This is a genomic window from Propionivibrio soli (assembly GCF_025770765.1).
Taxonomy (GTDB): domain Bacteria; phylum Pseudomonadota; class Gammaproteobacteria; order Burkholderiales; family Rhodocyclaceae; genus Propionivibrio; species Propionivibrio soli.
In genome coordinates this window covers 97,937-117,305 of sequence record NZ_JANZKY010000011.1, presented here as the reverse complement: position 1 = coordinate 117,305, position 19,369 = coordinate 97,937, and the positions used below count along the sequence as shown (strand labels likewise).

At 60.8% G+C, this 19,369-nt stretch carries 18 protein-coding genes and 1 other RNA gene; 5 read left to right on the top strand and 14 right to left on the bottom strand.

Translation table 11 applies throughout. The features are described from left to right. Positions 1 to 58 precede the first annotated feature (58 nt). Both NZ453_RS14140 and NZ453_RS14135 read right to left on the bottom strand, forming a co-directional pair. On the bottom strand, positions 59 to 895 hold the full coding sequence (locus tag NZ453_RS14140) for a hypothetical protein (RefSeq protein WP_263771311.1): 837 nt from the start codon (positions 893 to 895) through the stop codon (positions 59 to 61). 92 nt (positions 896 to 987) lie between these two features. Then, the gene (locus NZ453_RS14135) at positions 988 to 1,485 is read right to left on the bottom strand and encodes a thermonuclease family protein (RefSeq protein ID WP_263771310.1); all 498 of its coding nucleotides are present in this window, start codon (positions 1,483 to 1,485) and stop codon (positions 988 to 990) included. 254 nt (positions 1,486 to 1,739) lie between these two features. Here NZ453_RS14135 and NZ453_RS14130 point away from each other — a divergent pair, with 254 nt between their 5' ends. Continuing rightward, a complete protein-coding gene (locus tag NZ453_RS14130) occupies positions 1,740 to 2,306 on the top strand; it encodes a rhomboid family intramembrane serine protease (protein ID WP_263771309.1) in 567 nt (188 codons plus the stop codon). Positions 2,307 to 2,438: 132 nt separating this feature from the next. Continuing rightward, positions 2,439 to 2,615 carry a CsbD family protein gene (locus NZ453_RS14125; RefSeq protein WP_263771308.1) on the top strand — a complete coding sequence of 59 codons (177 nt, stop codon included), beginning with the start codon at positions 2,439 to 2,441 and terminating at the stop codon, positions 2,613 to 2,615. A 79-nt stretch (positions 2,616 to 2,694) separates the two neighbouring features. On the opposite strand, the gene NZ453_RS14120 is transcribed toward NZ453_RS14125, so the two are convergent. Then, positions 2,695 to 3,183, bottom strand: coding sequence for an acyl-CoA thioesterase (locus tag NZ453_RS14120; RefSeq protein WP_263771307.1), 489 nt, complete (start codon positions 3,181 to 3,183; stop codon positions 2,695 to 2,697). Positions 3,184 to 3,493: 310 nt separating this feature from the next. On the opposite strand from NZ453_RS14120, the gene NZ453_RS14115 reads away from it, so the two are divergent. Next, a complete protein-coding gene (locus NZ453_RS14115; protein ID WP_263771306.1) occupies positions 3,494 to 3,961 on the top strand; it encodes a GNAT family N-acetyltransferase in 468 nt (155 codons plus the stop codon). A gap of 127 nt (positions 3,962 to 4,088) precedes the next feature. Here NZ453_RS14115 and NZ453_RS14110 read toward each other — a convergent pair whose 3' ends face one another. The 5 genes from NZ453_RS14110 to NZ453_RS14090 all read right to left on the bottom strand — a co-directional run bounded on the left by NZ453_RS14110 (position 4,089) and on the right by NZ453_RS14090 (position 9,715). Beyond that, positions 4,089 to 5,063 (bottom strand): peptide ABC transporter ATP-binding protein, encoded by a 975-nt coding sequence (locus NZ453_RS14110; RefSeq protein WP_263771305.1) that lies wholly within the window; start codon positions 5,061 to 5,063, stop codon positions 4,089 to 4,091. Further along, positions 5,060 to 6,082 (bottom strand): ABC transporter ATP-binding protein, encoded by a 1,023-nt coding sequence (locus tag NZ453_RS14105; RefSeq protein WP_263771303.1) that lies wholly within the window; start codon positions 6,080 to 6,082, stop codon positions 5,060 to 5,062. Before NZ453_RS14105 ends, NZ453_RS14110 begins: the two co-directional genes overlap by 4 nt. 5 nt (positions 6,083 to 6,087) lie before the next feature. Further along, positions 6,088 to 7,005, bottom strand: coding sequence for an ABC transporter permease subunit (locus tag NZ453_RS14100; RefSeq protein ID WP_263771301.1), 918 nt, complete (start codon positions 7,003 to 7,005; stop codon positions 6,088 to 6,090). Further along, positions 7,002 to 8,012: an ABC transporter permease subunit gene (locus NZ453_RS14095; protein ID WP_263771300.1), complete on the bottom strand. Its 1,011-nt coding sequence runs from the start codon at positions 8,010 to 8,012 to the stop codon at positions 7,002 to 7,004. Before NZ453_RS14095 ends, NZ453_RS14100 begins: the two co-directional genes overlap by 4 nt. Before the next feature lie 104 nt (positions 8,013 to 8,116). Next, on the bottom strand, positions 8,117 to 9,715 hold the full coding sequence (locus tag NZ453_RS14090; protein WP_263771299.1) for an ABC transporter substrate-binding protein: 1,599 nt from the start codon (positions 9,713 to 9,715) through the stop codon (positions 8,117 to 8,119). Positions 9,716 to 9,975: 260 nt separating this feature from the next. Here NZ453_RS14090 and ssrA point away from each other — a divergent pair. Continuing rightward, positions 9,976 to 10,300, top strand: a transfer-messenger RNA (tmRNA) gene (gene ssrA, locus NZ453_RS14085). A gap of 52 nt (positions 10,301 to 10,352) precedes the next feature. Here ssrA and NZ453_RS14080 read toward each other — a convergent pair. The 6 genes from NZ453_RS14080 to NZ453_RS14055 form a co-directional block, all read right to left on the bottom strand. Continuing rightward, complete coding sequence (locus tag NZ453_RS14080; RefSeq protein ID WP_263771297.1) at positions 10,353 to 11,486, bottom strand: response regulator; 1,134 nt, start codon at positions 11,484 to 11,486, stop codon at positions 10,353 to 10,355. 27 nt (positions 11,487 to 11,513) lie between these two features. Then, positions 11,514 to 14,939 (bottom strand): hybrid sensor histidine kinase/response regulator, encoded by a 3,426-nt coding sequence (locus NZ453_RS14075; protein WP_263771296.1) that lies wholly within the window; start codon positions 14,937 to 14,939, stop codon positions 11,514 to 11,516. A 102-nt stretch (positions 14,940 to 15,041) separates the two neighbouring features. Further along, on the bottom strand, positions 15,042 to 16,325 hold the full coding sequence (locus tag NZ453_RS14070) for an NAD(P)/FAD-dependent oxidoreductase (protein WP_263771295.1): 1,284 nt from the start codon (positions 16,323 to 16,325) through the stop codon (positions 15,042 to 15,044). 112 nt (positions 16,326 to 16,437) lie between these two features. Then, on the bottom strand, positions 16,438 to 17,181 hold the full coding sequence (locus tag NZ453_RS14065) for a YdcF family protein (RefSeq protein WP_263771294.1): 744 nt from the start codon (positions 17,179 to 17,181) through the stop codon (positions 16,438 to 16,440). 155 nt (positions 17,182 to 17,336) lie between these two features. Further along, the gene (locus NZ453_RS14060) at positions 17,337 to 17,537 is read right to left on the bottom strand and encodes a hypothetical protein (RefSeq protein WP_263771293.1); all 201 of its coding nucleotides are present in this window, start codon (positions 17,535 to 17,537) and stop codon (positions 17,337 to 17,339) included. A gap of 25 nt (positions 17,538 to 17,562) precedes the next feature. Continuing rightward, positions 17,563 to 17,964: a bacteriohemerythrin gene (locus NZ453_RS14055; RefSeq protein WP_263771292.1), complete on the bottom strand. Its 402-nt coding sequence runs from the start codon at positions 17,962 to 17,964 to the stop codon at positions 17,563 to 17,565. Between the two features lie 509 nt (positions 17,965 to 18,473). Here NZ453_RS14055 and NZ453_RS14050 point away from each other — a divergent pair. Then, positions 18,474 to 19,343: a PEP-CTERM sorting domain-containing protein gene (locus tag NZ453_RS14050; protein ID WP_263771291.1), complete on the top strand. Its 870-nt coding sequence runs from the start codon at positions 18,474 to 18,476 to the stop codon at positions 19,341 to 19,343. Positions 19,344 to 19,369 lie beyond the last annotated feature (26 nt).

Genomic DNA, 19,369 nt, shown 5'->3' with positions numbered 1-19,369 from the left:
GCAGAGGCCCGGTCTGCCGCAATCGGCGGCCGGGCCCAATCGGCTACCGAGCCACTTCTCAGTTGCGCATGGAAGGCGGCGGGTCGAGCAGATCGAGCGCCGAGTCGAGGAAGCGGAAAGACAACGTCGGCGGCTTCCAGCCCTTGCCTGCGCGCAACACCTTGGTCACCGAATCGTTGAGACGGACCTCGACCCGGTAATCCTTGCTGAACGTGGTATCCCAGCGTGGCAGGATGCTCTTGATGTATTCGAGCTCGTCGTCCTGGTCGACGATGATTCCCATCGTTTCGAGCAGGCTTAGTTTCGGCCAGTGCTCACCGCCCGGCCGGCCGTACGTCACTACATTCATGAAGCGTTCGAAGTCGGCGTAGAACGGAGCGCCCGGTTCGATCATCTTGCCGTTGGAATAGATGGCATCCATGAAATACGTGACCGTGTAGTTCCGCGGAGCCCGCTGCGCCCATTGATAGAGAATGTCATGCAGCGCCGTGGACATGCAATGTTCGAGGTGACCGCCGACGATGTAGAGATTCGACACGGGAACATCGAAGGTGACTTCGCCACCGCCCGAATAAACCCAGTAATCGGGCGCGCAGTCCTTCATGAAGTAGTACGTTTCCGGCGTATCGTCCTTCAGATAGATGACGGGAATCTTCTCGCTCTTCGCAAACCGGACCGCTTCGTCCACGCCGCGTTTGGTGGAAAACCGGGCGTCGTAGGTCGACGACTGATGCACGACGATCATTACGGAATCGCCGCTAATCCTTACGTTTTCCGGGTTGGTGAGGGGGTGCTGGCGGCATGCGAGAGCCGAAGTGCAGAAGAGCGCGAAGAGCAGCGCAATCCAATACCGGGGGAACATTTTGAGACGGGTCGCTGTTGAGAACAACGGCATTCTACTCCTCAGCGTCCCCTGCGTCGGCTGCGACGCTTTGGCTTTGAGCCGCCGTCGTCGGAGGAAATTCCTCAACGACGTATCGCTGGAGCTCAGCGGAGCGGCGAACGCGCCGGCACACGCCCCCAATCCCACGGCGGCACCGGGTTCTTGCTATTCCATAGTCCGTATCGGCGTAGTTTGGCCTGGAACTCCGCTCGTTCGTACTCGGCACGCTCGTCCGGGCTTTGCTGGCTGCCATCCGGCCGATACCACCACGCCATGCCGGCGCGGATTTGTTCGAGGCCCAGGTCCTGACCCTCGACCACTACCCGACAGAGCGGCGTGCCATCGCGGCCGAGTTTCGGGCAGTCGGCTTGCGCCAGCCGATGGAATGCCATGGCGGAAAGGTTGGCTGTCGCACGTTCGCCGAAATCCTGCGCGCGCGCCGGCGCGTCTGCGGCAAGCAGGCGGACCGGACTCTGACTATGCGCCTCGCTCTCGATCGTCAACGTGTCACCGTCGTTGACCGCGACGATTCGTCCCGAGATGACGGCGGCGCCGGCCGGTACCGCGAGTCCAGCGAGAACTGCAAACAATAACTGCTTCATGCTCAAACGTCCTTGGGATACCCGTTATTGTGCGCACCGAGAGCGTAAAGGCAACCCCGCGATCTTTGCCTCACCGGCGGGAAATGCGTCCGACGTACGAAATTTTCCGGAAAAATGAACCTTGAACGCAACTTTCATTCGATGGTATAGAGTCGGGTTAGCTCGGCTCTTGCTCCTCCCCTATCCGAACACCCTTGCCTCGTTCGGCCTGTCCCCGTTCTTTCATCTACCTCCTTCATAAGAAGCTTCGATACATGCCTCCCGTTACACAAGCGCTCATCCTGATCAACGTCATCGTCTTCTTCTCCGAAGGCGTACTCGGACAACTGCCACTCGCGCTGCTGGCCCTATGGCCGTTCGGGGAAAACTTCATGCCCTGGCAGGTCTTTACTTATGGATTCGTCCATGGTGGGCTGACACACCTGCTCGTCAATATGTACGGTCTCTACCTCTTCGGTAGCGATGTCGAGCGGGTGTGGGGATCACAACGCTTCCTCACCTACTACATCGTGTGCGTCCTCTCCGCCGCGGCACTGCAACTCGTCGTCACGACGCTCACTGGCGCCTACTATCCGACGGTCGGCGCTTCCGGCGGCATCTTCGGACTGCTCTATGCCTTTGCGCGCCTGTTCCCGCAGCGGCGCCTGATCCTTCTTTTTCCCCCGATACCGATGCGAGCACCGGTATTCGTCGCGATGTACGGAATCCTCGAATTGGTGCTCGGCGTTACCGGGACGCAAGAAGGCGTAGCCCACTTCGCGCACCTTGGGGGACTCGCAGGCGGCTATCTGTACATGCGCTTCGGGCGTCGCCGCCACTAGTCCCAACCCGTCTTGTTCTACCGTTCATCGATGAATGGGGGCACGCGTTTTGCCCTGAAAACTCTGCCGCTCGCCAGTTCGTTTAGACGAGAGCGGCGTTACCTTCAGTCACGATTTCTTCAGGAGCGAATCATGAACAAGGATCAAGCCAAGGGTCGCATCGAGGAACTCAAGGGCAAGACCAAGGAAACGGCAGGAAAAGTTACGGGCGACCGCCAATTGGAAGCCAAGGGCAAGCTGCAGAAGGCGGGCGGTCGAGTGCAATCAGCCTACGGCGATATGAAGGACGACATCAAGAAGCTGCATTGAGCCCGCGGAGAAAGGCCGAGCCTGCCGCCCTCTTGCATGACGGGGTGCGGCGGGCACGCCGCCCACGACGGCCAGCAGCCTAAGCCACCGCCGCTTTCGTGCCTTTGGTCTGCGCTGATGCGAGCAGCCCGCTAACGGTAGCGGCGACTTCCTCTTCGTCCGTCACCAGCGGAAACGCAACTCGCACAGCCTCCGGAATATCCCGCGGCCGCCCGGTTCGTAGATCGCAGAAAACCCACTTCGTCTCCGCTTCGACCACCGTCTTGCCGTCGGCAGCACGCAAAAAACGGTAGCGCCGTGGCGACGTCCGCGCCTCCATCGCGGCTACCCAGGTGACGACGAGCAATTCGTCGCCCAAGAAAGCCGGACGTTGATACTCGATGAAGTGGGAACGAATGACCCAGGTCATTCCCTCCGCGAAGTACCGTTTCATTGGCCAGCCCTGCTCACCCGAGTGGCTCGTGGCGACATCCTGCATCCAGCGCACGAACTCCTGGTTGTTGACGTGGCCGTTGATGTCGATGGACTGCTCGTCGACGGTGAACCGCTGAACGAAGATGCGGGGCATGATGATTGAAGACGTGTGAACAAACGAAAATTCTACCGTTGCCCCTGCTCGAAGACACGTTTCAGCTTCATTCTCCGTTCCTGACTGAGCCGCGCTTCAATCGCCACACGGCGTGTTGGGGCACTGCAGCAACCGACGGTTCGCCATACGTTGAAGGACCGCAAAAACGGCACCTCCTCCATAGCGCATCTCGCGAGACTGGTCGGCCTTCGTCTACTGGTCGAGGGCGCTGCGCTATTATCCCTTGTGCATTGCGCTTTCTTGCAGCTCCGTCCCCGCGTCGGTCTCCTTGGTGACCTAGTGAACTGATATGCCGCTTACCCTCCGCACACCGCAGCTTGAGGATTTCGAGGCTCTCGCCGCCTGGATACCGGACGCCGAGTCGTGTCGGCGTTGGGCCGGACCTCGCCTGGCCTACCCGTTCCTCGCCGCGGATTTGCCGACTCGGTTGGTGCAGCCGGACGGGGAGTTGTTGTGCCTAGCAGAGGGCAATGGATCCCCGGTAGCGTTCGGGCAATACTGGGTGATCGAGGAAGGCGCGGTGCATCTCGGCCGGATCATCGTCGCTCCGGAGGCAAGAGGCCGTGGCATCGGTCGCGAACTGTGCCGGCAACTGATGAATCGCGCGATTACGACAACGGGCGCTTCGTCGGTCACGCTGCGCGTCGTGCGACAAAACACCGTTGCGGCCGCTCTCTACGAAAGCTTGGGGTTCGTCCCCGCGACTGAAGATCCGGGTTCGGAAGTCATTCTCATGCGTCGTCCTGCAAGGCCCTGACGCCGGGGCCTCTCCCGCGAAGTCGGTCCAAAAAGCTTATAGACCTTGCCTTCACAGGTCACTTCTCCTACGTGCCCGGCACGCGACTTGGGAGTTCTCGTTTGTGCAATTGCCTCAACGACTCTGCCTAGATTTCTCCTGCGCGATGGCACGCTACGAGATGCCCGCCCACTTCACGCAACACCGGCGCATCGGTTTTGCAGGCATCGATCGCGAAAGGACAACGGCGATGGAATGCACACCCAGGCGGAGGGGCAAGGGGCGACGGCAACTCGCCCTTGGCGACGATTCGTGTTTTGCGCTGTGCTGCGTCGATACGCGGTGTTGCCGAAAGGAGGGCGCGCGTATACGGATGGCACGGTGTCTCGAAGATCATGCGTTTCGGCCCGTACTCGACCGTGCGACCCAGATACATCACCAGCACATCGTCCGCGATGTGTTCGACGACGGCTAGATTGTGCGAGATGAACAGATAAGCAACGCCGGTCTGCTGCTGCAGGTCCATCAGCAGGTTCAGTACCTGCGCCTGTATCGATACGTCGAGCGCGGAAACCGGCTCGTCGGCAACGACCAGCCGTGGGTTCGTCATCAGCGTTCGTGCGATGGCGATACGCTGCCGCTGGCCACCAGAGAACATATGCGGGTAGCGCCCGTAGTGCTCCGGACGCAAACCCACCTGGGCCATGATCGCGCGTGCCTTTTCACTACGCTCGGCGGCGGTCAACGACGTGTGGATGATCAGCGGCTCCTCCAGAATGCTGCCTACCCGCTTGCGCGGATTGAGGCTGGCATACGGATTCTGGAAGATCATCTGTACCTGCGGGCGCAGCTGCTTGCGTTCTTCGGGCGTCGCCGATGCGATGTCTATGTTGCCAAGCCGCAGGCTGCCCGACGTCGGCGTTTCGATCATGGTGATCTGTCGCGCCAACGTCGTCTTGCCGCAGCCCGATTCACCGACGACAGCCAGCGTCTTGCGCGCTTCGAGCGTGAAGCTGACGCCGTCAAGCGCCCGCACCAGCGCTTTCGGTTTCATGAACCCGGTCGAGACCGGGTAGTGCTTGGCCAAATTCTCGGCCTGGAGCAGAGCTTGAGTTTCGGTCATGACGAGAATCCCTGCGATCCCAGCGTTTCGCATTCAGCTTGGTGATCGGGTTTGCGGGCAGCATCGAGAGGAAAGAAGCAGCGCACCTCCCCGCCTTCCGTCCGTTCCAGATCGGGGCATTCGGTACGGCAGCGTTCCTGCGCGTATTGGCAACGCGGAGCCAGCAGACAACCGCGCGGGCGGTCATAAGCGCCAGGAACCACTCCAGCGATGGTCTGTATGCGTTTCCGGCCGATGTTGTTTTCTGGGAGCGCCGACATCAACGCAGTGGTGTAGGGGTGCCGAGGGCGCACGAAGATATCCGGGACCTTGCCGATTTCCATGACCTGGCCGGCGTACATCACCACCACCCGGTGCGCTGTTTCGGCCACCACGCCGAGGTCATGCGTGATCAACATAAGGCCCATGCCGCGTTCGCGATGCAGCCGCAACAAGAGGTCGAGCACCTGAGCCTGGACGGTGACATCGAGCGCCGTCGTCGGCTCGTCGGCGATCAGCAGGCGCGGATTGCAGGCGATCGCCAAGGCAATCATGACGCGTTGGCTCATTCCGCCCGAGAGCTGATGCGGGTAGGCAGCCAGCCTGCGCGGCGCGTCCGGAATCTCCACCTGCTGCAGAAGCTCTAAGGCACGGGCCCGCATCGCCTTGCGGCTGCCGTGCTCATGCACCGACAGCGTTTCGACGAGGTGATCCTCGACGGTGAAACAGGGATTCAGCGTCGTACCGGGATCCTGGAAGATCATCGCGATGTCGCGCCCGAGCATCGCCCGGCGTTCGCGCAGCGAAAGTGCGAGCAGATCGCGCCCATCGAACTTCAGGATGTCGGCGGAGACGCGCCCCGGCGGATCGACCAGGCCCATCAGGGCGAGCGAAGTCACGCTCTTGCCGGACCCCGACTCGCCGACGATGCCGAGGACTTCGCCGGCTTCTAGGGTCAGATCAAGCCGATCGACGGCGATCACCGGACGTTCGAGCGAACCAAAATGAACGCTCAGATTCTTGATTTCGAGAAGTGCCATGATGGTCAGCGCTTCAGTTTCGGATCGAGTGCGTCGCGCAAGCCGTCACCCATCAGATTGAAGGCCAGGACAGCCAGGAGAATGGCCACGCCTGGGAGGCTCACAACCCACCACGCACGCTCAATGAACTCCAGCGCTCCAGAGAGCATCGAGCCCCATTCGGGTGTCGGCGGCTGGGCGCCGAGGCCGAGAAAGCCGAGCGCGGCAGCGTCGAGAATGGCCGTCGAGAAACCCAGCGTGGCCTGCACGATCAGCGGCGCCAGGCAGTTGGGCAGCACGGTGTTGAACATTAGACGCAACGTCCCGGCACCCGCGATGCGGGAGGCCATAACGTAGTCCTTGGATAGTTCGCCGATCGCCGTGGCCCGCGTCAGTCGGACGAAACCAGGCAGTCGCACGATGGCGATCGCATACATGGCATTGGCGAGTCCAGGGCCGAGAATCGCGATCACGGCCACGGCCAGCAGCAGGCTGGGTAGCGCCAGCAGAACGTCCATCAGGCGCATGATCGCCGTCTCCACTTTGTGTCCGGAGAACGCCGCGATCAGCCCGAGCAAGATCCCTATGGACAGCGAGAGGGACACGGAGATCAAACCGATCGCCAACGACAGGCGCGTGCCGTGGATAAGACGGGAAAGCATGTCGCGGCCGACGGGATCCGTACCGAGCAGGAATTGGCTGGTACCCCCCTCTTCCCAAGACGGGGGCGTAAGCACCGCGTCGCGGAACTGCTCGATCGGCGAGTATGGCGCGATCCAGTCGGCGAACACGGCGAGAAAGACGAAGGCGCCGACCAGTGACAGGCCGAACAGCGCGCCCTTGTTGCGGGTAAAGTCGCGCCACAGTTCAGCGAACGGCGACGGCGGCGCGCAGGCGCGAAGCTCTTCCGCGCTGACAGATGCTGGGGAAGTTTGAGGTTTCATCGGGTATGGCGAATACGCGGGTTGATGACGCCGTACAGCACGTCAACAATCAGATTGACGAAAATGACCAAGGTCGCCGACAGCAGGATGCCGCCCTGCACGACGGGATAATCGCGGCGGTGGATGGCTTCGACCATCCATTTCCCGATGCCAGGCCATGAAAAGATGGTTTCGGTGAGGATGGCACCGGCGAGCAGCGTTCCAACCTGCAGACCGACGACCGTAACCACCGGGATCAGCGCGTTACGCAGCGCGTGCTTGGCAACTACGCGCAAAGGCGACAAGCCGCGGGCGCGGGCAGCGCGTACGTAGTCTTCGCCCAGGACCTCGAGCATCGACGAGCGCGTCATGCGTGCTAGCGTGGCCAGCGGAATCGTGCCGAGTGCAACCATCGGCAGGATGAGGTGTGAAACGGCCGACAAGAAAGCGCCTTCCTCGCCGCTCAGCAGCGTATCGACCAGCATCAGGCCGGTGACCCGCGCCGGGTCAAATTCGATATCGATGCGGCCCGAAACCGGGGTCCATCCCAGACTGACGGAAAAGAAAAGAATCAGGAGCAACGCCCACCAGAAGATGGGCATTGAATAGCCGGCGAGCGATACCCCCATGACGCCGTAATCGACTGGCGTGTTGCGTTTCAACGCCGCAATCATGCCGGCTGGAATCCCGAGGCAGATGGCGAAGGCGATGGCACAAAGCGACAGCTCCACCGTCGCAGGAAAGCGGTCGAGGAACTCCCTCAGCACGGGTTCCTGGGTAACGATCGAGCGCCCGAGATCGCCGCGCGCCGCTCGTGAAATGTAATCGGCATATTGCAGCGGTAACGGCCGATCGAGCCCGTATTGGGCCATGAGCCGCGCATAACGCTCGGGTTCCATGCCACGCTCGCCCGACATCGCTTCGACTGGATCGCCGGGAATCATGTGGATCAGCGAAAACACCAGTACGGTAATGCCGAGAAAAGTCGGAATCACGACGCTCAGGCGTCGCAGGATATAGGAGATCATTCTTCGAAGTCTCTTGAACGAGGGGTGCCCGCCCGCCTTCCAGGCCGGGAACCGGCCGGAAAGGCGGCATCAGGTGCTACGGGATGAGAATCGTCCCCGGCGTTCTACTTGCCGGTCACGTCCACCTTGGAGAAGTAGTGGTTGGTGGGCACGGCCGCGGTCTTGTAGCCGACAACGCTCTTGCGCACGGGCTCATAGCGTACGGAGTGTGCGATCGGTACCCAGACGGCCTCTTCCTTGACGATTTCCTGCGCCTTGGCGTAGAGCTTGGCGCGCTCGGCCTTGTCGGTAATACGGGCCGCTTTGGCGATGATGTCGTCGTAGGTGGCGTTGCACCAGCGGGCAAAGTTCCCACCACCCTTGACGGCATCACACGACAGCAGATTGGCGAAGAAATTATCGGGATCGCCATTGTCACCGCTCCAGCCGAACATGATGGCTTGGTGCTCGCCGTTCTTGCCGCGCTTGCGGTATTCACCCCATTCGTAAGTCATAAGCTTCGCCGTAATGCCGACCTTCGAGAGGTCGGCCTGCACCAGCTCGGCCATGCGCTTACCGTCCGGGTTGTACGGGCGCTGCACAGGCAGATACCACAACTCCATCTCGAAGCCGTTCTTGTATCCGGCTTGGGCAAGCAGTTCGCGCGCCTTGATCACGTTGTACGGGTAGTCGACGATCTTGTCGTTGTACGACCAGAGAATCGGCGGGATCGGGTTCTTGGCAACCTGACCGGCGCCCTGATAGATCGTATCGAGGATGGCCTTCTTGTCGATAGCCATGTTGATCGCCTGGCGCACGAGCTTGTTGTCGAACGGCTTCTTCTCGACGTTCATCGCGATGTAGCCGATGTTGAGGCCTTCCTTGGTCAGGAGGTTGATCGACTTGTCGGCCTTCAGCGCCGGCAGGTCAGCTGGCTTCGGATACGCCATCAGTTGGCATTCGCCGGTCTTCACCTTCGCGAGACGCACCGAGGCGTCGGGCGTAATGGCGAAGATCACGTTATCGAGCTTCGGGCGGCCTTCGAAATACTTGTCGTGCGCCTTGTAGCGGATAACGGCGTCCTTTTGATACGAGACCAGGCGGAACGGCCCGGTGCCGATCGGTTCGCGGTCGATGATTTCGGGCGTGCCGGCCGCCTTCATCTTCTCGGCGAACTCAGCCGAGTGGATCGACATGAAGTCCATCGCCATGTCGGCAAGGAAAGGAGCATTCGGCGCCTTGAGGCGGAACACGACCGTGTAGTCGTCGAGCTTCTCGACCTTGTCCACGATCTTGCTCATCCCCATATCCTGGAAGTAAGCGTAATTCACGCCCGGCGTGTTCTTGTGGAACGGATGCTCGGGATCAGCCATGCGATTCCAGGTGAACAGGACGTCATCCGCGTTGAAATCGCGCGTCGGCGTGTACTTCTCGGTGGTGTGGAACTTGACGCCCTTACGTAGCTTGAAGGTGTAGGTCAGGCCATCCGGCGAGATGTCCCATGAACTGGCGAGGCCGGGAACGATATTCGTGGTTCCGACTTCGAACTCGACGAGCCGGTTGAAGAGCTGGGCCGACGTGGCGTCATGCGTCGTGCCGGTAGTGTAGAACATGGGGTTGAAGCCTTCGGGGCTTCCTTCAGAGCAATAAACGATGGTTTTGGCGGCAAAGGCTGGAACTGCCAGCAAACCCATGACAAGACCGGCAATGACGGCTTTCTTCATAGGAATCTCCTAGTTTTCGGACAATTTATTCCGCGCCCGTCTTCAGCTGCAGCCGTTTTGGGACGCGGTACCACGCTGCCCCCTGATCGACAGCGTCGCCAGCGGGCGTAGGTATACGTGGTCTTAAAGCACAAAGCAAGCCGTTCTTGAGAAACACCTGGCGGCGCCGCTCTGGCGCTCGGTTCTCCCCTCCCGAGTTCGAAGCGGATGGAACGGATTCAGCCGTCGGATGCACCGGGATGGTGAAAGAGGGGTTTCTTTTTGGCGCACCCCTTGAATTGGGACGGGCCGCACCCCATACTAGAGGCATGGTTGTAATCCCGGCAATCTGGAGGCGTTCTGGACGCGGGTTCGATTCCCGCCACCTCCACCTAAGAGTCGTGGGGTTCTCTTAGGTGGGGGTGCACCGGTTTCGACAGGGCGCGCAAAGGTGCGCAGGCAACCCGTCAGGCGATCGACGTTAATGAAGCAAATCCACAAACGCCAACGATGAGCGTTTTGCACTGGCCGCTTAAGGCCTATGCCGAGGCCGCTTTAGCCTTGTAACCAAAGAAAAGCCGGCGGGGGCTTCGGCCCCCGTCGTCATTTCCGCATCGCTTTCCTGGCCTTCTGCGTCACTTAGCCTTGCTGCTCTGGCTTAGCGGCCTTGCGTTGACTCGTTACCGGTCCGGATTTGATCGGCAAAGCGCCCTGCAATCGCGCGGAACTCATCCTGCAACGCCAGAAAGGCGTCGACGATATCCGGGTCGAAGTGTCGCCCTCGCCCGGAGATAATGATCTCGACCGCCTCGTCGTGCGGTATCGGTTCCTTGTACACCCGACGGTTGATCAGGGCGTCGTACACGTCAGCCACCGCCATCAGGCGCGCGGAAATCGGAATAGCGTCGCCGGACAACCCTTGCGGGTAACCGCTGCCGTCCCACTTCTCCTGATGGGAGAGCGCGATTTCTTTGGCCATGCTGAGAAAGGCCACGTCCTTGCCCAGCGAACGTTCGGCATGCGTGATTGCATTGAACCCGAGCGTGGTATGCGTCTTCATGATCTCGAATTCGTCGGGGTCCAGCGCCCCGGGCTTGAGCAAGATGCGATCGGGGATACCGACTTTGCCAATGTCGTGCAGCGGCGCTGACTTGAAGAGCAAAGCGATGTTGCCGTCCGAGAGGTACGCGGCGAAGCGCGGGTGTATCTTCAAGTGCTCGGCGAGCGCTTTGACGAAGTGTTGCGTGCGCCGGATGTGATTACCGGTATCGGCATCGCGCGTTTCCGCCAACGAGGCCATGGCAAGGATTGTTACGTCCTGGATCGCCGCCACTTCGCGCGTACGCCGCGCCACCTCTTCTTCGAGGAACTTGGCCTTGTCACGCAAGAAATCCGCTGCCGCCTTGAGCGATAGTTGCGTCTTCACGCGGGCGAGCACAATCGGCGGACTGATGGGCTTGGTGATGTAGTCGACGGCACCGAGTTCGAGTCCGCGCTTTTCGTCCTCGACTTCCGCCTTGGCGGTTAGGAAGACGACCGGAATTTCACGAGTTCGCGGATCGGCTTTCAGTTGTTCGAGCACCTGATAGCCGTTCATCCCCGGCATCATGATGTCGAGCAGAATCAGGTCCGGCGGAGTCTCTCCCTGCGCGACGCGCAAGGCTTTCTCGCCACCGTTGGCGACTTTCACCCGGTACTCGTCCTTGAGCAGCGAACTCATCAGGGCAAGGTTGTCCGGCGTATCGTCGACGACGAGAATCGTCGCTCTCGTCGTCATATCCAGTACGTCCATTGCTGTTCCCATCTCAGTGGCCGCCAGTCACGTGGCCGGCACCTGCTCCGCCATCGCCTCGCGCAACGCTTCCAGCGCGGCGTCGAAATCGAAATTGTGTACGCGGTCCTCGATCAGACGACAACGTTCGCCAAATGCGGCACGGAAAACACCGGCGTGTTCCGCAAGAAGATCGCCGGCCTCCGCATCGTCGTCAGCCAGGAGTGCCGCCAAACGCGAGGCCAGCCGATCGAATTCTTCCTGCCCCACCGGCCGTTGGGGCACGACGTGCTCATCGCACGGCAATGCTTCACGCAACGCCGCTACCGTTGGAGTAAGGGCGCGTTCAGCTTCGCCAATCAAGGCGTCAATTGTCTCGCGCATTTCCCGATTTCGGATTGCCGCTTCCAGTCGCGCGGCAACGGCCTGTATCCTTTGGGCACCGATATTGGCCGCGGTTCCCTTTAGTGTATGCGCCAGACGCTCGGCATCGTGCTCTTTTCCCGCGTCGAGTGCTGAGCGGACGTTGGCGGGAGCCGACGCCTGGCCATCGACGAATTTTCGCAGCAGGGAGAGGTACAGGGCCTTCTTTCCCAAAGCGCGTTTCAGGCCCAACGTCAGGTCGATACCGACAATCCTGCCCGGAATGTCAGGCTCGTCCGGCACGCTCGCATCTTGGGCCTTTGGTGCCCGGACAACTGTTCTTCCGGCGGCCGTCGGCTTGATCCACTGCAGCAGAGAACGCCACAGTTCGTCGGGTTCGATCGGCTTGGCGACGTGATCCTGCATCCCTGCAGCCAGTGATTTTTCCCGGTCACCCGGCATGGCGTTCGCCGTCATGGCAATGATCGGCAGAACCTCGGCCGGGTAGCGTTTGCGGATCTCGATCGTTGCGGTAATGCCATCCATCACCGGCATCTGCATGTCCATCAGGACGGCGTCGTAGTTGCCCTTCTGCACACGCTCCAGAGCAATCTCGCCGTTCTCCGCAAGATCGACGCAAAATCCCGCGCCTTCGAGCAATTCTGTCGCCACCTGCTGGTTCATGTCGTTGTCTTCGACGAGCAGAATGCGCGCCCCGGCGATCGTCGGCAACAAGGTTTCGAGCGCGGAGGCTTCTGCGATCTCCGTACCGGATACCGCCGGTTCGACACCCAACAGGCGCATCACCGTGTCGAACAACAGCGAGGCACTCAAGGGCTTGATCAACACGTCGTCGATACCGGCGTCCGTGACCGATTTGAACAGGTCGTCGCGCCCGTACGCCGTAATGATGACAAGCCGCGGAGCGTGCACAAGCCCGAGTTCAAGAATGCGCTCGGCGGTCGCAATGCCGTCCAGCCCCGGCATCTGCCAGTCGATGAACGCTACGTCGTACGGTTCACCCGCGCGCGCCGCGCGTGCAACCTCGGTTATCGCCGCGGTACCGGAAGCGGCGGTGGCCACTGCGAAAGACATACTGCGCAACATATCGCCAATGACTTCGCGCGCCGTATCGCTGTCGTCGACTACCAGCATTCGGCAGCCGCGCATTTCCGGGTTGGGTTGCAGGATCCGTGGCTTTGTCGTGCCGAGGCCAAGAGGCGCGGAGAACCAGAAGGTGCTGCCCTTGCCCACCTCGCTCTCGACGCCGACTTCTCCTCCCATCAGCCGGGCGAGCTGCTTGGCGATGACGAGCCCCAGGCCTGTGCCGCCGTACTTGCGCGTTGTCGAGGTATCCGCCTGTTCGAAGCTCTTGAACAATCGCCCGCGCTGCTCCTGCGAAAGGCCGATTCCGGTATCGCGGACCGCGAAGCGCAGGGAAATCTCTTCGTCCTGCATACGCTCGACCGTGACCCGAATCTCGATCTCGCCATGGTCCGTAAATTTGACGGCGTTGCCTGCGAAATTGATAAGGATTTGCCCCAGACGCAAAGGATCGCCACGCAGATTCATCGGCACGTTTTCGGCGACGTAGACGATGAGTTCGAGGCCCTTGTTCGCCGCCTTTTCGGCGATCAGGTTCGTGACGTTGTCGAGCACGCGTTGCAGATCGAAGTCGATGCGCTCGACGATCATCTTGCCCGCTTCCATCTTCGAAAGATCGAGCACGTCGTTGATGATGCCGAGCAGGAGTTGGCTCGAAGCCTGAATTTTCCGCAGATAGTCGCGCTGACGCGGGGTTGGATCGGCTTTCAACGCGAGGTATGCCATGCCGATGATCGCATTCATCGGCGTGCGTATTTCATGGCTCATGTTGGCGAGGAAGTCTGACTTCATGCGCACCGCGTCCTCGGCAAGGGCCCGCGCCTTGCGCATCTCCTCGTTGGCAGCGTGCTCGACGGTGATGTCGTCGATAATCCACACCGAGCCTCGCGATCGATCATGGACGTCAACCGCCCGCCCGGCGATGCGCGCCCAGAAACAACTGCCGTCGCTTCTCACCATCTCGATCTCGTGCGTACTCGTCTCACCGCGCCAGAGCGGCGTCGACAAGGACTCTTCTTCCGCTTCCCATGAGGCGTCATCCGGATACCAGATGCGGGTGGTTTGCCCAACGAGCTCGTCCGCCGACCGGCCGAAGATTTCCTCGAGCTTCCGGTTCACGCGCTCGATGACGCGATCCTTGATCAGCGCAATGCCCGACGTCGCGGAGTCAACGATGGCCCGCTGCTCGGCGTAAGCCAGGCGAAGCTCCTCGCGCTGCTCGTTGAGCTGAATGGCCGCTTCCTGATAACGGGCCAGCGTTCTCGCCAGTTCGCTGATTTCGTGCGCTTCATGCGTGCTGCCGTCGCCGAGGAAACGTACGTCGCGCTTGCCGGCCAAAAGCTGTTGCGCTTGCCGCGTGATGCCGGCCAAGGGTGCGACGACACGCCGCCGATAGAACCACATAAGAACCATCAGGACGCCGAACACGTTCACCGACATCGTCACCCAGGCGACTTTTCCCGCGCTATCCGAACGTTGAGCGAGAAGCCCCACGGCGTCGATCTCGGCGCTCTCAATTCTCGACGTGGCGAGGTCGAGCGGACCGCTCACGACGGCCTTGCGCGCGCGGAAGTCACTCCCGAAAAGCATATCGAGAGCCGACTCGCGTTCTCCTCGAGCGACCGCTTGCAGCGCATGCTTTTCGTAGGCGACGAGTTCATCGGAAGCTCTCTTGGCGTCTTCAATCAGCGCCATTTCTTCCGGCAGATCGGTGAGCAAGGAACGCAGCCGTTCAACCGCTTGATCACGTGCTTTGACCTCAAGCTCGCCATTGAAAATGTTCAGGTAATGGCGATCTCCGGAAAACGCGTACATGCGGGCGGCTTCCGCCAAGGTTTCATGGCTGGTGCGCAGAAGATTGAGCGCCTGCATGGTTTCGAACCCATGCTGCTGCGCAATCCGCCGTTGCTCGATCGCGTGCTCCGAAAAAAGGAACGCCGCGATACTGAATGCCGAAAGAATGGCCACGATCAGTGTGACGAGCCGACTGGCTGTTTCGATTCTCATGTTCTCTCCCCGCCGCCCATGCGATCAATTCTCGCACAGGCAGAGCGGGCGGTGCCGCCTCGGCGGCTGGGCCGCCCATTGGGCGCGCCGGAAAGCTGTTGCTCAAACCTCGTGGGCGGCCTGGTGATGATCGCCGGTAATCAGCCGAGCGCCGCGCTTGTAGGTGAGAAAGGACCACAACCAATTGATCGAAACGGTGAGCCGGCTACGAAAATCGATCAGGAAGAAGATGTGAACGATGCCCCAAAGCCACCAGGCAATCGGCCCACGTAGGCGTATCCAGCCGAAATCGGCCACCGCCGCCCGGCGTCCGATCGTTGCCAGATTACCCAGATTCCGGTAGAGGAATGGCGGCGGCTCGGGTTCTCCACGCACCCGAGCGCTTATGACCGCTGCCGCATGGCGACCGGCCTGCCGAGCCGCTGGCGCGACGCCCGGGACGACATGGCCGGCCGCATCGGTAAGCGCGGCGGTATCGCCGACCACGAAGACGTTCGGGTGAGCGGGGACGCTGAAATCCGGGCTGACCAGAACGCGCCCGGCACGGTCAGCCGCCGCATTAAGCCAGGCTGCCGCCGGCGACGCTTTGACGCCCGCCGCCCAGATCACCGTTGCCGTGGGAATACGTTCTCCTGCGACCACAACCGCGCCGTCTTCGCAGTCCATGACGCGAGAATTGAGCAGTACCGTGACGCCCAGCCGCTCGAGCGAGGTTTTTGCTGCGGCCGAGAGCTTTTCAGGGAACGCCGGCAGCAGTCGCGGGCCGGCCTCGACCAACAGGATGCGCGCCTGACGCGGATCGATGCGACGGAAATCGCGCACCAGTGCCGCCTTGGCCAGTTCCACAATCGACCCGGCCATTTCGACACCGGTCGCCCCGCCGCCGACGACCACCACTGTCAGGTTGGCATCGCGCTCGCTCGTCTCGGTGGCCATCTCGGCACGCTCGAACGCCATGAGCAAGCGTTCGCGGATGGCGATTGCATCCTCGATTGTCTTCAGGCCGGGGGCGAAGCGCTCCCAATGGTCGTGGCCGAAATAGTCGTGGCGCGCGCCCGTTGCCAGAACCAGGTAGTCGTAGCCGATCCGTGCTTGCCGTGTGCCGAGATCGACGACGACGGCATGTTCCGAAGCATCGACACCCGTCACACGACCGAGCACGACGCGCAGGTTCTTCTGGCGCGAGAACACGCTACGTACGGGAGCGGCGATGTCAGCCGGCGACAGCCACGCGGTCGCCACCTGATAGAGCAGTGGCTGGAATAGGTGGTGATTGCGCTGATCGATCAGAACGACGTCGACCGCCTCCTCGGCCAGCGCCTTGATCGCCGCCAGCCCTCCAAAGCCGGCACCGACAACAACCACTACAGGACGTACATCGCTCATATGGCATTCCTCGCGTCAACCTTGATTGCTTTCGCAGGCCGTTGTCAGCCTGCCTTCCTCAAGGCTGACAGCCTTATTGCGCTTCGGTTCGCATTCGACGCTCGGGGAGTCGTCAGCCGCGCAATCGATGCCAGAGAAGGCCAATCCATTCGTGCAGCGCATACCGCGACTCGGTGTAGCGCAAGGGCAGGAAGTCCAGTGGCCTCACTGGACCACGATGGAAGCCCGTCGGTGCCGGTGTCACAGACAGACCGGCGCGCTCGAAACTCACGATGGCACGCGGTATGTGCCAGGCATGGGTGACAAGGGCAACGCGCGTGATTCCATCGGCCTTGAGCAACGGGGCCGACAACAGGGCATTCTGCCGCGTATCTGCCGAGGCGCTTTCGACCCAGCGCACGGGCACGCCGAACTCGTCGTGAAGAACGCGGCGCATGAGTTCTCCCTCTGGCTCGCCCCAGCCTTCCGGCGCTCCGCCGGTGACGAGAACAGGTAACTCGGTTTCGCGTTGCAGCTTCGCCGCATATCTCAGGCGAACGAGCGTCGTCTGGTTAACTGTGTCGCCGTCGTATTCCACCGCACTCAGGTAACGGCCTCCGCCGAGCACGACAATGGCCTGCACACCTCGCAAATCCTCGGCACGCAGAGGGTCGCCCTCGAGGGTGCGCAACAGGGCATCGCCGACTACAGGCATCGCCAAAATCCAGAGAGCGAGGAAGCCTACTAAGCAGGTCGCGCGTCCGAGCCAAGGACGCCGGCGCCATAGTAAGACGCCGAGAGCGATTATCGACAAGCCGTTGAGGGGCGGCAGAAGGATCGTAGCAATGACGTTGGTGGCTAACCATGTGAGGGACATGCGGGGGGCTCCGAACGATGGCGGACCGGCCCGCCCGAAAGGTCAATGACAGACGATTCTACCTTGCCCGCTCGCCGGCCCTTGCGCTCACAGTCTTCGCGATGACGGAAGGCCAGGATACAAGTCGCGCCTCGCCTTCGAAGCTTCCCGTTGCGCTATTGCCCTTCGGCGGCGGCCGCCCTCTCCTGCGCGGCTTTGGCGGCAGCATCCAATTCGGTTTGGACTTTCTGCACGGCCTGCTGGCCTTGCTTCGCCTGTTCCGCCTGCATCTTGCCCGTTGTTGCGGCCGTCGTCGCAACGTCTGCCACCCCGCAGGCCGCCAAGGGCAGCAGACAGATGAGAAACCAGCGTCCCATTTCTCCTCGCCTCATCGTTGAATGTTCATCTCACGGCTTTTGCCGCTTGGCCGAGCAGCTTGTCCCTGGCCTTGATGTGCGTATTGAGCCAATCGTTGAGGAACATGTAAACCTTGCTCGATAAGGTCATCGCGCCGGCCTGGAAACTGCGCTCCAGTTCGGAGACCTCGGACACCAGCTTGTCGTGCTCCGCTTTGTGTCCGGAGTACTCCGGGTAGCTGAGTTGCTGCATCAGACGCTCTTCCCGTCCGAAATGCGACTTGGTGTAAGTGATCAGTTCGTCGAGTATCTCGCCCAGAACCGCGTTTCCCTTGCCACTGCTCATTGCCTCATAGAGTTTGTTGACGAGAGCAAACAGGTGCTGATGGTCGTTATCGATCATCGTATTGCCGACACTCAGATCATCGGTCCATTTGAATCCGGCCATGCGTTTTTCTCCCTAAAGTTCGGCCTTGTTGCGAATAGATGTTACCGGAAGCAGGCTTCCGGACAGTGCGGAAAAAGCAAGAATCTGACCAATCGGGCAATCCGTAAACGTCGACTTCACCCAAAAACCGAATGAAGTCTCACGCCACCACGGCTGTATCTCGGAAACTCTTTTCGTGATCTCCTGCCAATCTGCCGATTGGTCAAGCGACCCAAGAAGCGGCTGATCATGGCTGCGCACTACAGAATGGCGCCGTCGTTTCCCTCGCACCATCTGCGGGCATTTCCTCCTTGGTATCGGGCTATCGGAGGAGCCCGTTCGAGCCGACGCCGGTTCCCCCACCTCGATGTCGGGAAATTTTCTTCCCCATCGACCAGACAGTTGTACACCAAGAAGAAAGCATCCGGGAACTCTCGTTTTTTTAATCTAATAGTATGATTAAAAATGGAAAATATATGACGGCACAGGTGTTGCTTTTAGGAGCTTGCCCACTTACCAGCGAGCACATCATGAAAACCTCTGCCAAATACTTCACGCTTTCCGCCGTGGCTCTTATCAGTTTGAGCAGTGCTTCGGCGTTCGCAGGCACCGTTTCGACGACGCTGAACGGTTGCGCGTCGGGAAACGTTACGGTGACGACAGTGACTGTTGCCTCTACTCAGACTGTGATCAACGCCGCCCCGATCAACTTCAAGAGTTGCTACGGGGCGTTTGCCGGCAACGATACGCCTTACCCTACGACCAACCTGGGCTACTTCAATGACGGCTTGTTGAACGGGCAAAACCAGAAATGGCAAGGGCCGGGAACAGGGGGCGACCTCTTCGGCAACGGCGCCTTCCTAGCTAGCCCGTACAGTGCGTACGACCTCAACCACGATGGAATCGCGGACCCCGGCTGGATTTATTTGGGCAAAGTGGATGGCCCGGGAACGAACGGTTTCGAAGCCGTGACCAAGATCGGCGCCTATACCGGCATCGTGCTCGACAGCTTCTTCTCGATCTCTTTCGACGCCACGAAAGGTATCTGGAACTGGGCGTTCACCCCGGATCTCGGTGTGATTGCCAGGGCCGGCGTGGTTCTCGGGGACGCGTACTTCGACCAGTTCGCTCTGGTGTTCAAACAGGGCAATGCCTTCGCCGCTTACAACTTCACCGGACAGCAATTCGGTTTCGACCATCCGACGAGCGCCGGTCCGGTCCTGAATTTCTTTGGCACGGCGGATCTATCCCCGGTGTTCGGTTCACGGGGCTTGTCCCACGTCTCGTTGTGGGCGCGTGATCCCGGCAGCGACAACTCGGTACCCGAACCCGGTACGCTGGTCCTGAGCGCGCTCGCCCTCGTCGGGCTCGGCACCCGGCGCCGTAAAGCCGACAAATAGTTTCACACCGTGCCGTAGCCGGGCCG